Annotated in this window: 11 protein-coding genes; all 11 read left to right on the top strand. The window is 67.9% G+C overall.

The features are described from left to right. The first annotated feature begins 30 nt into the window (after nucleotides 1-30). The 11 genes from CP958_RS24295 (at nucleotide 31) to paaG (ending at nucleotide 13,855) form a co-directional block, all read left to right on the top strand. Nucleotides 31-1,059 (top strand): M48 family metalloprotease, encoded by a 1,029-nt coding sequence (locus tag CP958_RS24295; RefSeq protein WP_170959098.1) that lies wholly within the window; start codon nucleotides 31-33, stop codon nucleotides 1,057-1,059. Further along, nucleotides 1,044-3,062 carry a 4Fe-4S binding protein gene (locus CP958_RS24290; protein ID WP_096704742.1) on the top strand — a complete coding sequence of 673 codons (2,019 nt, stop codon included), beginning with the start codon at nucleotides 1,044-1,046 and terminating at the stop codon, nucleotides 3,060-3,062. Before CP958_RS24295 ends, CP958_RS24290 begins: the two co-directional genes overlap by 16 nt. Before the next feature lie 59 nt (nucleotides 3,063-3,121). Beyond that, on the top strand, nucleotides 3,122-3,883 hold the full coding sequence (locus CP958_RS24285; protein WP_096704741.1) for a cache domain-containing protein: 762 nt from the start codon (nucleotides 3,122-3,124) through the stop codon (nucleotides 3,881-3,883). 138 nt (nucleotides 3,884-4,021) lie between these two features. Beyond that, nucleotides 4,022-5,041: an IS110 family transposase gene (locus CP958_RS24280; RefSeq protein ID WP_096702752.1), complete on the top strand. Its 1,020-nt coding sequence runs from the start codon at nucleotides 4,022-4,024 to the stop codon at nucleotides 5,039-5,041. Between the two features lie 541 nt (nucleotides 5,042-5,582). After that, complete coding sequence (locus CP958_RS24275; RefSeq protein ID WP_096704740.1) at nucleotides 5,583-6,053, top strand: DUF4863 family protein; 471 nt, start codon at nucleotides 5,583-5,585, stop codon at nucleotides 6,051-6,053. 10 nt (nucleotides 6,054-6,063) lie between these two features. Then, entirely contained in the window at nucleotides 6,064-6,852 is a 789-nt protein-coding gene (locus tag CP958_RS24270; protein WP_096704739.1) for an alpha/beta hydrolase, read from the top strand. 4 nt (nucleotides 6,853-6,856) lie between these two features. Continuing rightward, on the top strand, nucleotides 6,857-8,404 hold the full coding sequence (locus tag CP958_RS24265) for a 3,4-dehydroadipyl-CoA semialdehyde dehydrogenase (RefSeq protein WP_096704738.1): 1,548 nt from the start codon (nucleotides 6,857-6,859) through the stop codon (nucleotides 8,402-8,404). A gap of 245 nt (nucleotides 8,405-8,649) precedes the next feature. Next, nucleotides 8,650-10,302: a 2,3-epoxybenzoyl-CoA dihydrolase gene (gene boxC, locus CP958_RS24260; protein WP_096704737.1), complete on the top strand. Its 1,653-nt coding sequence runs from the start codon at nucleotides 8,650-8,652 to the stop codon at nucleotides 10,300-10,302. Between the two features lie 5 nt (nucleotides 10,303-10,307). Next, entirely contained in the window at nucleotides 10,308-11,729 is a 1,422-nt protein-coding gene (gene boxB, locus CP958_RS24255) for a benzoyl-CoA 2,3-epoxidase subunit BoxB (protein ID WP_096704736.1), read from the top strand. 62 nt (nucleotides 11,730-11,791) lie between these two features. After that, nucleotides 11,792-12,988, top strand: coding sequence for a benzoyl-CoA 2,3-epoxidase subunit BoxA (gene boxA, locus CP958_RS24250; protein ID WP_096704735.1), 1,197 nt, complete (start codon nucleotides 11,792-11,794; stop codon nucleotides 12,986-12,988). Between the two features lie 81 nt (nucleotides 12,989-13,069). Next, nucleotides 13,070-13,855: a 2-(1,2-epoxy-1,2-dihydrophenyl)acetyl-CoA isomerase PaaG gene (gene paaG, locus CP958_RS24245; protein ID WP_096704734.1), complete on the top strand. Its 786-nt coding sequence runs from the start codon at nucleotides 13,070-13,072 to the stop codon at nucleotides 13,853-13,855. The last annotated feature ends 25 nt before the right edge of the window (nucleotides 13,856-13,880 follow it).

Here is a 13,880-nt window from a genome sequence, read left to right as displayed (position 1 = left end):
GGCGCGGCAATTGGCAATAGGTCTAACTCCATGCTTCAGGCAGTACTCCTGGCCGCCCTTGCCCATGCCGCCCTCGAGGCATGGCTGGCCGGGCGCGCCCAGGACTGGCTGCGCCACCATGCCGAGGGCCGGGCGTTGATTCAGGAAAGCGGCCGGGTAAGGCTGCTGGCGGCACGCGGCCTCGGGCTTTCGGCCCTGGCCGCCCTGGCGGCGCTGGGCGGTGCCGCTCTGCTGGCGGAGGTTTGCGGCCCCTGGGGCGCCCTGCCCGCCGCCCTGGTGGTCCGCGCCGCCTTCGATCTGCCCTTCGCCGCCTGGGGCCGCCGCCTGGGCGGGGTATGGAACCCCCGAAGCTTCCTGGCCGAGCAGGCAAGGCGGCTGATCAAGGAACTGGCCCCCGCCTTGCCTCTGGCGGTGGTGGCCGGCGGCGGCTGGATCGCCGCCTGGGTCGCCCTGGCCGCGCTGCTGCTGTGGCGGGAGATGGCGCCGCCCTCGGGCCGTATCCTCACCCCATCGCACTTCCAAGCCCCGGTCCCCGTGTGGATATCGGACGAGGGCAGCCGCACCGGCCAGCTCAACGCGCGGGCCGAGGGCATCGGGCCGAGGCGGCGCATCATCCTCAACGACACCCTGGTCGAAGCCCTGCCCGCCGACGAAGTGGCCGCGGTGCTGGCCCACGAGGCCGGACATCTGGAGCACCGCCACCGGGAGTGGTTCCTGGTCTGGCGCCTGGGACTGGCCGCCCTGCTGCTGGTCCTGGCCCGGTGGGCGGGAGGGGACATCACCACCACCCTGACCTTGCTGGTGCTGGCCGCCCCGGTCCTCGCCCTGCCCGTCCGCCCGCTGGAAGCCCGCCTGATCCGCCGGTGGGAGGAACAGGCCGATGCCCACGCCGCCGCCCAGGCCGGAGCCGAACCCTTCGCCCGCGCCCTGCGGCACCTCTACGGCGCCAACGCCCAGGCGCCCGAGCCGGAAAGGCTGTGGGCCGCCTTCCACCATCCCCACCCGCCGCCCCGCCGGCGGCTGGAGCGCCTGAGGAATGCCGCGTGCGCATCCTCCTAAGCGCCCTGCTCCTGCTGCTGGCCATGGCCCTGCCCGCCCGGGCGCGGCTGGAACGCCAGGACATGGCGGCCATGATCACGCCGCCGCTGCAATTGGGGGCCAGGGACCCGGCGCTGCCCATCTGGACCCTGCTGGACGGCGGCGGCGCCTTCACCGGCTATGTCTTCGAGTCCCGCGATCTGGCGCCGCTGCCCGGCTTTTCCGGGGCGCCCATCAACCTGCTGATCGCCATGGACAAGAACGGCACGTTCCTGGACGTGCGCCTGTTGGAGCAGAACGAACCGGTGTTCGTCAGCGGCCTCGGCCCCCGGCCCTTGCTGGACTTCCTGCGCCAGTACCAGGGCCTGTCGCTGGGCGCCAACATCAAGGTGGGCGGCGCCCACGACCGGGACCGCGACACCAGCGCCAACACCATGATCGACGGCGTATCCAAGGCCACCGCCTCGGTGCGCATCGCCAACGAGACCATCCTGGCCGCCGCTTTGAGGGTGGCCCGCGACAAGCTGGCCGGTATCGCCCCCAAGCCGGCCGGGCGGCCCAAGCCCGGCGGCTTCCGCCCCATGACCTGGGACGAGATGGTGGCCGCCGGGCTGATCGGCCACCTGCGCCTGTCGCGCACCGAGATAGAGCGGGCCTTCGCCGGCACCGCCTTCGCCGAGGACGGCGATGGGGCCGAGGTGATGGTCGACCTGTGGTTCGCCGATCTCGGCCTCGCCGTGGTGGCCGGCAATCTCGCCACGCCCGAGATGATGCGCCGGGTGGGCCGCCATGTGGAGGTCTGGGAGGAGCCGCTGCTGGTGCTGGCCACCGGCCCCGTCTCCATCACCGGCGAGGGCTTCGTGCGCAACGCCGTGCCCGACCGCCTGACGCTGCGCCAGGGCGGCTTTCCGGTCAGCTTGCGCGACGCCGACGTGGAATTGGAACTGGCCCCCGGCCTGCCCGCCTTCGCCGAGGGATTGGTGCTGCGGGTGGACACCAGGCTGGGTTTCGATCCCTCCAGCCCGTGGAGCCTGGGCCTCAGGGTGGTGCGCCGCCATTCCTACATGGGGTCCGAGGCGGCGGCGCGGGACTTCCCCGCCGAGCACCGCCCCGACCCGGACCGGTTCGAGCGGCCCAGGATCGAGGCCCCCGCCCCGCCGTGGCTGTCGTCTTGGACCGGCCGCGCCTGGGAGATCGCGGCGCTGCTCGCCTTCCTGGCCGCCCTGACCGCCGGATTAAGTGGGCGTTCCCCCCTTCTGGCCCGCCCCCGCCTGCTGTGGCCGGCCCGCTTCGCCGCCCTGATGGTGACCCTGGTGTTCATCGGCTGGTTCGGCCAGGGGCAGCTATCCATCGTCAACCTGACCGGCCTGATCCAGAGCGGCGGCCCGTCCTTCCTGCTGTACGATCCGTTCACGGTGATCCTGTGGCTCTACACCCTGGTCTCGCTGCTGGTCTGGGGGCGTGGCACCTTCTGTGGCTGGCTATGCCCGTTCGGCGCGCTTCAGGAGGTGGTCGGCGAGGTGGCGCACGTGCTTCGCGTGCCGCAATGGCGGTCGCCCGCCCGCCTCGGCCGGCTGAAATACGGGGTGCTGCTGGCCGTTCTGCTGTCATTGGCGGTGCCGGGCGCCACCGACCGGGCGGTGGAGGTGGAGCCGTTCAAGACCGCCATCACCCTGGGGTTCCAGCGCTCCTGGCCCTTCGTGGCCTATGCCGGCGGGCTGCTGGCCCTGGGACTGGTGACCTACAAGGGCTTCTGCCGCTTTGTCTGCCCGCTGGGCGCCGCCCTGGCCGTGGCGGGCCGGCTGCGGCGCTGGGACTGGCTCGCCCGGCGGGCCGAATGCGGCACGCCCTGCCGGCTGTGCGAAGTCCGCTGCCGCTATGGCGCCATCGACCGGAGAGGACGGATCGACTACGCCGAATGCTTCCAGTGCCTGGACTGCGTATCCATCCACGGCGACGCACGCACCTGCGTGCCCCTGGTGCTGGCCGCCCGCCGGGGGCTTGTCCCTAGGTCTAATGGCTGAGGGTCGGGGCGGGTGCTAGCCTCCCCGCCAATCGAGACTGTCGGGGGAGACCTGGACCCATGAAACGCCTGCCTGCCGCCCTGCTGGGCACAGCCCTGCTGACCGCCGCCCTGCCCGCCGGCGCCGCCACCGTCGAGGAGATCGCCGGAAGCCACGTCTTCGAGCGCTGCAAGGCCTGCCATTCCGCCGAAAGCGGCAAGCAGGGCTTCGGCCCCAACCTGCACGGCGTGGTGGGGCGCCCGGCGGCGTCGCTGCCCACCTTCATGTATTCCGACGCGCTGAAGGCGGCCAACATCGTGTGGACCGAGGACAACCTGCGCGCCTGGATCGCCGGCAACGACAAGGTGGTGCCCGGCACCCGCATGCGCCACGTGGCCATCACCGACCGCGCCGAGCAGGATTACCTGATCGCCTATCTCAAGACCTTCGGCGATTCCATGGGGCCGGAGCAGGCCCGCGTGCTGCTGGACCGCGCCGTGGGCAAGGTGAAGAGCGACGGGCCGGACAAGGCCTTCGCCGCCTTCAACGACCCCAAGGGCGGCTTCGTCGCCCGCGACCTCTACGTCTTCGTCTTCGACCTGAAGGGCAAGTACATGGCGTCGGGTGGCAACCCCAAGCTGACCGGCTCGGACGCCTCGAACCTGCATGACGCCGAGGGCAAGGCCATCGTCCACGAGATGATCAACATCGCCAACTCCACCGGCAAGGGCGAGGTGGACTATATGTGGCTGAACCGCGTCGACAACCGGGTCGAAAAGAAGCGCTCGATGATCCAGCGGGTCGGCGACTACATCGTCGGCGTGGGGTATTACTTCCAGTAGGCTCCCCCGACTGTCACACCTTCACATGGCTGAAGCCGAGCCACAAGACACGGATGATGGTGTGGACGGCCCCTGCTCACCGGCATCGAAGTGCCCTAACGTGGTCGTTTCTGAGACGCCACAAAGAGGGGGCCGCCCATGAGCGAGATTATCAGGATTGCGATCGACCTGTCGAAGGGCGCGTTTGCGCTACACGGGGTGAATGCGGATGAAGAAGCGATTTTGTGCCGTCAGTTGAAGCGCGGCCAGGTTCTCGGCTTTTTCACCAAGCTGTCGCCGTGCCTGGTGGGGATGGAGGCGTGCGCCTCGGCCCATTACTGGGCGCGGGAGATCGGGGCGCTGGGCCACGAGGTGGTACTGGTCCCGCCGGCCTATGTGAAGCCGTACGTCAAGCGCGGCCGCAAGAACGACGCCAATGACGCCGCTGCCATTTGCGAAGCGATGGCGCGGCGCTCTGTCCCCCGGGTGCCGGTCAAGACGCCCGAGCAGCAGGCGGTGCTGATGCTTCATCGTGCCCGCAAGATGCTGGTGGGCCAGCGCACCATGCTCGCCAATGCGGTGCGGGCGCATCTGGCCGAGTTCGGCATCGTCGCGCCGTGCGGCGACAAAGCGCTCGACGGCCTGATCGCTCTTGCCGTGGATGCCGGCGATCTGGCTTTGCCGCAATTGGCGCGCGAGGCGCTGGGCATGCTGGCGGCACAGTTGCGCGATGCCGAGGCCAAGATCGATGCGCTCGAGCACGAAGTCCTGGCGGCTCAGCGCGCCGACGAGGCCTGTCGACGTCTGACGAGCATCCCGTCCATCGGTCCGGTCACCGCCAGCGCCATCGCCGCCACCATGGGCGACCCTCATCGCTTCAAGACCGGCCGCGACTTCGCCGCCTGGCTCGGCCTGGTGCCGTCGCAGCACTCGACCGGAGGCAAGACCGCCCTTGGCCCCATCACCAAGGCCGGCGACCGCTATCTCCGCTCCTTGCTCGTCGTCTGTGCCACCGGCATGTTGCGCCACCGAACCGAAAGCCCGTGGATCAAGGCGCTGCTGGAACGCATGCCGGCACGCAAGGCTACCGTCGCCATCGCCAACAAGCTGGCCCGGATCGCCTGGGCTATTCTCGCCCATGGCGGCACATATCACAGGCAGGCCGGATTGGCCGCCTGAACCAAAGTCCAACCACGGCACTTCGATTGCGAGGGCGATGAAAGCGTGATGGCGACCGGTCAGACCCACGAGCCGAAAAACCCTGTTCGTGTCCCGGCCGGTCGAGGCCGTACGGATGATTTGGGAGCGGTTCGCGGATCACATCATGGCCAGCGGCAAGGTGTGCCGCGCAAACAGGCCGGACACATGACTGCCCCAGACCGGCGGACACTGCGCCTAATTTTCCTTGCAACGCAGGGGCCGTCCACACATGGACGCGGATGCCGCTTCGCGGCCACGGATAATATGAATCCAACACCGTCGCCCCCGGCTGACCAGGATGATGGGCGGGCAGTGGTGCATATCCGTGTCCATCCGCGAGCGGTGCGAAGCGCCGCATCCGTGTCCTTCGTGTCTGTTTCAACCGCATCGGATTAAGCCGAACAGCCGTGGGCTTCGCCCCGGGATGGCAGGCAGAAGGATGATATGCATTATAATGCTTCTAAGGCGATAAATGCGGTGATATAGTTCCGGTCGTTCATCTCCGTGGGAGCGACAGACCGTGTCCAAGACCGCATTCAAGGCGCTGGTGGCGCAGGTAACCTCTTCCATCGCCGGGCTGCCGGTGGATGCGTCCCTGGCGGGCGTGTTGAGCGCCCGTTTTCCCGCCGACGGCGAGGTGTTCAAGGCCATCGAGGCGGCCTGCCACAAGGCGGTCGACGAAGGCTGGATGTGCGAGAACGAGCACGGCGGCATCCGCTACGGCCGGGTCGCCGAGGCCGACGACCAGTTGTCCGGCTTCTCCATCGACGTGGTCCACATGAAGGACGTGGCGGGGCCGCGCCATCGCCACCCCCTGGGCGAGATCGACATGATCATGTCCATCGACCCCGCCGCCAAGTTCGACGGGGCGCCGCGCGGCTGGCTGGTCTACGGCCCCGACAGCGTCCACCGTCCCACCCTGACCGAGGGCGCCGCCCTGGTGCTCTATCTGCTGCCCGACGGGCAGATCGATTTCTCGCGGCCCAAGTGAGGGTGGGGTCATGTGGCGCGAGCATCAGCACGGCATGATCGATCTGGGCGACCAGAAACTGGAATACCGCTGGGTCCATCCCCATGCGCAGGGAATGCCGACCCTGGTCTTCCTGCACGAGGGCCTGGGCTGTGTCGGCATCTGGCGGGACTTTCCCGACAAGGTGGCCGAGGCCACCGGCTGCGGCGTGTTCATCTATTCCCGCGCCGGCTATGGCCGTTCGACGCCGGTGCCGGTGCCCCGGCCGCTGACTTACATGCACCACGAGGGGCTGGAGGTGCTGCCCCGCCTGCTGGCCCATCTCGAGCTGGGGCCGGTGGTGCTGATCGGCCATTCCGACGGTGCGTCCATCGCCCTGATCCATGCCGGCGGCACCCCGGCGCCCGATGTCAGGGGCGTGGTCTGCCTCGCGCCCCACGTGATGAACGAGGACATCTGCGTCGCCTCCATCCGTCAGGCCAAGGTGGCCTATGAGAGCGGCGACCTGCGGAGCCGCCTGCTGAAGCTGCACCACGACAATGTGGACTGTGCCTTCCGGGGCTGGAACGGCGCCTGGCTCGACCCCGATTTCATGGCCTGGAACCTGGAGGAATTCCTCCCCGGCATCCGGGTGCCGGTGATGGTGATCCAGGGCCGCGACGACGAATACGGCAGCCATGCCCAGTACGATTCCATCAAGGCCAAGGCCGGGGCGGGCGCCGAAGTGGTGCTGCTCGACGGCTGCCGCCATTCCCCCCACAAGGACCAGCCCGTGGCGACGCTCGCCGCCATCACGCGCTTCGTCAAATCCATAGGATGATCCCATGATCCGTTTGCAGAGCTATCTGGCCGGCCGCTGGCAGGACGGCGCCGGAGCCGGTGCGCAGCTGAAGGACCCGGTGAGCGGCGAGGTGATCGCTACGGCATCGGGTGACGGTCTCGACATGGCCGCCGCCCTGACCTTTGCCCGGGACAAGGGTGGACCGGCACTGCGTGCCCTGACCTTCGCCCAACGGGCCGGGCTGATCAATGCGGTGGCCGGGGTGCTGGCCGAGAACCGCGAGCGCTACAACGCCGTCGCTCTTGCCAATTCCGGCAATACGGCGGTCGATGCCGGCCTCGACGTGGATGGCGGTATCGGCACGCTGAAATACTATGCCTCCATCGGGCGCAAGCTGGGCGAATCCCGCCTGCTGGCCGAAGCCTCCGACGACCAGTTGACCAAGGACGAAGCCTTCCGCGGCCGCCATATCTGGACCACCGTTCACGGCGTCGCCGTGCACATCAATGCCTTCAACTTCCCCTCCTGGGGGCTGTGGGAGAAGGCGGCGGTGAGCCTCTTGGCCGGCGTGCCGTTCCTTGCCAAGCCGGCCACCGCCACCTCGTGGCTGGCCTATGAGATGGTCAAGGATGTCGTGGCGGCGGGTGTGCTGCCCGAAGGCGCCATCTCGCTGCTGTGCGGCGGCGGGCGCGACCTGATGGATCATTTGAAGCCCGGCGACGTGGTGGCCTTCACCGGCTCGGCCGACACCGCCTTGCAACTGCGCTCGCACCCCAATGTCGCCCGCTCCAACATCCGCTTCGCGGTGGAGGCGGATTCCCTCAATCTCTGCGCCCTGGGACCGGATGCGGCGCCGGATTCGCCCGAGTTCGCCGCCTTCGTCAAGGAAGTGTCGCGCGAGATGACCGTCAAGGCCGGGCAGAAATGCACCGCCATCCGCCGGGTCCTGGTGCCCCGCGATCGGGTCGGCGCCGTGGTTGAGGCGTTGAAAGCCGCGCTGGCCAAGGCGGTGATGGGCGATCCCCGCACCGAGGGCGTGCGCATGGGGCCGCTGGTCAGCCGTTCCCAGGCCCAGACCGCCTGGGCGGGTCTGGACCGGCTGAAGGCCGAGGCCCAGGTGGTGGCCGGCGGCGGTAACGACGATGGTGGTTGTTTCGTGCCGCCGACGTTGCTGCTGTGCAACGACCCCCTGGCGGCCAAGGCGGTGCATGACATCGAGGTGTTCGGCCCCGTCGCCACCCTGATGCCCTATGACGGCGTGGAACAGGCGGTGGAACTGGCCCACCGGGGCGGCGGCTCGCTGGCGGCCTCGGTGTTCTCGGGCGATGCCGCCTTCCTGGCCGGCTTCGTTCCCGCCATCGCCACCAGCCATGGCCGCGTCCTGGTGGTGGACGGCTCGGTGGCGGCCAGCCATTCCGGCCACGGCGTGGTCATGCCCCATTGCGTCCACGGCGGCCCCGGCCGGGCCGGCGGCGGCGAGGAACTGGGCGGCCTGCGCGGTCTGCGCTTTTACATGCAGCGCTCGGCCGTTCAGGGCAGCCGGACCATGCTCGACGCCATGACTGAAGGAGCGGCGGTGGTCGCGCTCTGACTATAGGTCTTAAGGACACGGATGCACGCGGAGGGCCGCTCCGTGGGCCTGCGCCAGCGGCCCTCCGCGTTCATGTGTGTCATTCGGCCGGGGGCATCACCCTGGAACCCTCCCTCTCCCCTCCCCACATGCAGGATAATGCAAGGCAATCGGCAAATCGGTACTTTAATACCAAATTGCTCTTGCGAACGATTCCAAACCTGCACTATAGTGCATTCAGTCATTCCAACCGAGGCGGCAAGCCCATGATCAACTTTCAAACCTCCCCCGCGAATTACCGGCACTGGAAGCTGGCGTTCGACGGCGCGATAGCGACGCTGACCATGGATGTGGACCCGGCGTCCACCCTGGCGCCTGGCTACGAGCTGAAGATGAATTCCTATGATCTGGGCGTGGACATCGAGCTGTACGACGCCGTGCAGCGCCTGCGCTTCGAGCATCCGGAAGTGCGCACCGTGGTGATGGCCTCGAATAATCCCAAGATCTTCTGCGCCGGCGCCAACATCAAGATGCTGGGTGTGTCCAGCCACGGTCACAAGGTGAACTTCTGCAAGTTCACCAACGAGACCCGCAACTCCATCGAGGACGCCAGCGAGAACTCGCGCCAGACCTATATGTGCGCGGTGACCGGCACGGCCGCCGGCGGCGGCTATGAACTGGCGCTGGCCACCGACTACATCATGATGGTCGACGACGGCAACACGGCGGTGTCCCTGCCGGAGGTGCCGCTGCTGGCCGTGCTGCCCGGCACCGGCGGCCTGACCCGCGTGGTGGACAAGCGCAAGGTGCGCCGCGACCTGGCCGATATCTTCTGCTCCATCGAGGAAGGCGTGAAGGGCAAGCGCGCCGTCGAGTGGCGCCTGGTGGACGAGGTGATCCCCTCCTCGGCCTTCAAGGCGGCGGTGGCCAAGAAGGCCGCCGAACTGGCGGCCAAATCCGACCGCCCGACCGCGGAAAAGGGCGTGGTGCTGGCCCAGGTGTCGCGTGTCATCGGCACCGACAGCGTCACCTATCCCCACATCGACATCAGCTTCGACCGTGCCACGCGGGCCGCCAACATCACGATCAAGGGGCCCAAGGCCGCCTGTCCCGCCGATCTGGCCGCCATCAAGGCCCAGGGCGTCGATTTCTATCCCCTGGCCCTGGCCCGCGAGCTGGATGACGCCATCCTGCACCTGCGCGCCAACGAGACCACCGTCGCCACCTGGGTGTTCCGCACCGAAGGCGATGCCGGTCTGGTGATGGGCTACGACGCCGCGTTGCAGAAATTCGGCGCCTCCGACTGGCTGGTGCGGGAAATCCTGCTCTACTGGAAGCGCACGTGTAAGCGTCTCGACGTCACCAGCCGCACCCTGTTCGCCCTGGTGGAGCCCGGCTCGTGCTTCGCCGGCTTCGTGGCGGAAATCCTGTTCGCGGTGGACCGCTCGTTCATGCTGGACGGCACCTTCGAGGACAATCCGGCGCCGGCCGCCACCATCCGTCTGTCGGCGCTCAACTTCGACGGCCTGCCCATGGGCAACGGCATCTCGCGCCTCGCCACCCGCTTTTTGGGCGAGCCCGACAGCGTCGGCAAGGCCCGTGACACCATCGGCCAGGAGCTGGACGCCGCCGCCGCCGCCCGGCTCGGTCTGGTCACCGGCACCCCCGACGACATCGATTGGGAGGATGAAATCCGCCTGATGATCGAGGAACGGGCCGCCTTCTCCCCCGACTCTCTCACCGGCATGGAGGCCAATCTGCGCTTCGCCGGTCCCGAGACCATGGAAACCAAGATCTTCGGCCGCCTCACCGCCTGGCAGAACTGGATCTTCCAGCGCCCCAACGCCGTCGGCGACCAGGGTGCCCTCAAGCTCTACGGAACCGGCAAGCGCGCCAGCTACAATCAGGAAAGGGTGTAACCGTCATGTCCTCGATCAATTACGCCGAAAAGATCCCCAACAACGTCAACCTGTCCGAGGACCGGAAGCTGCAGCGCGCCCTGGAATCCTGGCAGCCCCACTATATCGACTGGTGGAAGGAGATGGGCCCCGAGGGCACCAACACCTCCGAGGTCTACCTGCGCACCGCCATTTCCGCCGAGCCCGACGGCTGGGCCCAGTTCGGCCACGTCAAGATGGAGGATTACCGCTGGGGCATCTTCCTGGCGCCGCCGGAAAAGGACCGCAAGGTCAATTTCGGCGCCCACAAGGGCGAGGATGCCTGGCAGGAAGTGCCCGGCGAGTACCGCTCCATGCTGCGCCGCCTGATCACCGTGCAGGGCGACACCGAGCCGGCCTCGGTCGAGCAGCAGCGTCTGCTGGGCAAGTGCTGCCCCTCGCTCTACGACCTGCGCAACCTGTTCCAGGTCAATGTCGAGGAAGGCCGCCACCTGTGGGCCATGGTCTATCTGCTGCACGCCCATTTCGGCAAGGACGGCCGCGAAGAGGCGGAGGAGATGCTCAGCCGCCGCTCGGGTGATGCCGACAAGCCGCGCATCCTGGGGGCCTTCAACGAGAAGACCGCCGACTGGCTGGCCTTCTTCATGTTCACCTTCATCACCGACCGCGACGGCAAGTACCAGCTGTGCGCCCTGGCCGAATCCGGCTTTGATCCGCTTTCCCGGTCCTGCCGCTTCATGCTGACCGAGGAAGCCCACCACATGTTCGTGGGTGAATCCGGCGTCGGCCGCATCATCGAGCGCGCCTGTCAGGTGATGAAGGAGAACCGTACCGACGACGTCAGGAAGTTCGGGGTCATCGACCTGCCGACCATCCAGCGCTATCTCAACTTCCACTACTCGGTGACCTCGGACCTTTACGGCGCCGAGGTGTCCACCAACGCGGCCACCTCGTACAACATGGGCCTCAAGGGCCGCTTCGAGGAGACCAAGATCGGCGACGACCACCAGCTGGAGCACACCACCTACTCGGTGCTGCATCCCGTCAATGGCGGCTTCCAGGCCATCGAGGTTCCCGCGCTGAACGCGCTGAACGAGCGTCTGCGTCTTGATTGGGCCGAGGACGTCGCCAAGGGCGTCGAACGCTGGAACAAGATCATCGCCAAGTACGGCATCGACTTCAAGCTGACCCTGCCCCATCTGGCCTTCAACCGCGCCATCGGCCACTTCTCCGACATCGCGGTCGATCCCAGCGGCAAGGTCATCTCGACGGAAGAGTTCGCCCGTCGCAGGGACGAGTGGCTGCCGTCGGAATCCGACCTCGCCTATGTGCTGTCGCTGATGGGCGGCGCGGTGACCCAGCCCGGCAAGTTCGCCAACTGGATCGCTCCGCCGGCTCGCGGCATCAACAATCAGGCGGTTGACTTCGACTACGTGCGGTTCGCTTAAATCTTACTTCCGTCATGGCCGGGCCAGACCCGGCCATGACGACAAAAAAAGGGGTCCGGGCCATGGAACTGAAGCGCCAGCATCTCATCGACCCGGTGGTCTGCATCCGCTGCAACACCTGCGAGGAAACCTGCCCGGTCGACGCCATCACCCATGACCGCAACAATTACGTGGTGATGTACGACAAGTGCACCGGCTGCCGTGCCTGCGTCTCGCCGTGCCCCACCGGGGCCATCGACCACTGGCTGCTGGTGGAAAGCCCCTGGAGCATCGAGGACCAGTTCGGCTGGGAGGATCTGCCGGTCGGCCAGACCGGCCCCGGTCCGTCCGAGCCCGCCGCCCTGCCGCCGGAAGAGGTCAGCGACCTGCTGGCCGCCGCCACGGCGACCACCGGGCCATCGGTGCCGCCGCCCGCCAGCGCGCCCAAGCCCTATTTCAACCTCTATTCCCGCGAAAAGCCGGTGACCGCCCGAGTGGCCGGCAACATGCGCATCACCGGTGAGGGGACGGAATCCGACATCCACCACGTGGTGCTCGACTTCCAGCACAATGCCTTTCCCTTCCTGGAGGGCCAAAGCATCGGCATCGTGCCGCCGGGCGTCGACGCCAAGGGCCGCGCCTACAACATCCGCCTCTATTCCATCGCCAGCCCGCGCGAGGGCGAGCGCACCGGCTTCAACAATCTGGCCCTGACGGTAAAGAGGGTGCCGGGCGGCATCGGCTCCAACTACGTCTGCGACCTGAAGAAGGGCGACGAGGTGCAGGTGGCCGGTCCCTTCGGCCAGGCCTTCCTGATGCCCGACGATCCGGACGCCAACATCATCATGATCTGCACCGGCACCGGGGCGGCGCCGTTCCGCGCCTTTACCGAACGCCGCCGCAGGAACGCCCCCGTCGCCGCCGATGGAGAGGCGCCGGGCAGGCTGATGCTGTTCTTCGGTGCCCGGACGCCGGAGGAGCTGCCCTATTTCGGGCCGCTGATGAAGCTGCCGAAGGGCCTGATCGACGTGAATCTGGCCTTTTCCCGCGTGCCCAACCAGCCCAAGCAATACGTTCAGGACAAGGTCCGCGAGCGCAGCGACGACCTGGCCGTCCTGCTGGCGCACCCCAAGACCCATATCTTCATCTGCGGCCTGAAAGGCATGGAGCAGGGCTGCGACGAGGCCTTCGCCGACATCTGCCGCCTGCACGGCCTGGACTGGGCGGCATTGCGTCCGGCCATGCGCGAGGCGGGGCGGTATCACGTGGAGACGTACTGATATGTCCCTCAGTCGCCGGGGGTCCGCCTTCGGCGGCCCTCGGCCTTGCCTCAGGGCAAGCCCGTCGGAGTTGATCGCGCCATGACCGAAACCATCCTGGTCGCCCGTACGGGCGACGTCACCACCATCACCCTGAACCGGCCCGAGCGCATCAACGCCTTCAACGTGGCCATGCACGGGGCGCTCCGTTCCGCCGTGGCCCATGCCGCCGAGGACGGTACCCGCTGTCTGGTGATCACCGGGGCGGGGCGGGGCTTTTGCGCCGGTCAGGACCTGTCCGACCGGGTGTCGCGGCCCGGCGATCCGCCGCCCGAGCTGGGGGAATCGCTGGACGCCCGCTACAACCCGCTGATCCGGGCGCTCAAGGCCCTGCCCATGCCGGTGATCGCCGCCGTCAACGGCATCGCCGCCGGAGCGGGCGCCAATCTGGCCCTGGCCTGCGACATCGTGGTGGCGGCCCGGTCCGCCGCCTTCGTCCAGAGCTTCTGCAAGGTGGGGCTGGTACCCGATTCCGGGGGAACCTGGACGCTGCCGCGTCTGGTGGGCGCGGCGCGGGCCACCGCCCTGATGATGCTGGGCGACCGGTTGAGCGCCGAGCAGGCCGCCCAGTGGGGCATGATCTGGCAATGCGTCGACGACGAGCAATTGCTGCCCCAGGTGCTGGCCATGGCGGCGCAACTGGCGGCGCAGCCCACCCGGGGCCTCGCGCTGATGAAGAAGGCCCTGGGCCGGTCGGGCGCCAACACCCTGGATGCCCAACTGGACCTGGAGCGCGACCTGCAGGCCGAGGCCGGGCGCACCCACGATTATCAGGAAGGGGTTCGGGCCTTCATGGAAAAACGGGCGCCGCGCTTCGAGGGGCGGTGATTCTTTGATGTATCGTCCCTACATG

The organism is Magnetospirillum sp. 15-1 (assembly GCF_900184795.1).
Taxonomy (GTDB): domain Bacteria; phylum Pseudomonadota; class Alphaproteobacteria; order Rhodospirillales; family Magnetospirillaceae; genus Phaeospirillum.
This window is presented reverse-complemented; position numbering and strand designations above follow the sequence as displayed.

Coding starts and splice junctions, on each gene's coding strand:
- CP958_RS24295 (WP_170959098.1), top strand. CDS start 31: ATGCTTCAGGCAGTACTCCTGGCCGCCCTTGCCCATGCCGCCCTCGAG.
- CP958_RS24280 (WP_096702752.1), top strand. CDS start 4,022: ATGAGCGAGATTATCAGGATTGCGATCGACCTGTCGAAGGGCGCGTTT.
- CP958_RS24285 (WP_096704741.1), top strand. CDS start 3,122: ATGAAACGCCTGCCTGCCGCCCTGCTGGGCACAGCCCTGCTGACCGCC.
- paaG (WP_096704734.1), top strand. CDS start 13,070: ATGACCGAAACCATCCTGGTCGCCCGTACGGGCGACGTCACCACCATC.
- boxC (WP_096704737.1), top strand. CDS start 8,650: ATGATCAACTTTCAAACCTCCCCCGCGAATTACCGGCACTGGAAGCTG.
- CP958_RS24270 (WP_096704739.1), top strand. CDS start 6,064: ATGTGGCGCGAGCATCAGCACGGCATGATCGATCTGGGCGACCAGAAA.
- boxB (WP_096704736.1), top strand. CDS start 10,308: ATGTCCTCGATCAATTACGCCGAAAAGATCCCCAACAACGTCAACCTG.
- CP958_RS24265 (WP_096704738.1), top strand. CDS start 6,857: ATGATCCGTTTGCAGAGCTATCTGGCCGGCCGCTGGCAGGACGGCGCC.
- boxA (WP_096704735.1), top strand. CDS start 11,792: ATGGAACTGAAGCGCCAGCATCTCATCGACCCGGTGGTCTGCATCCGC.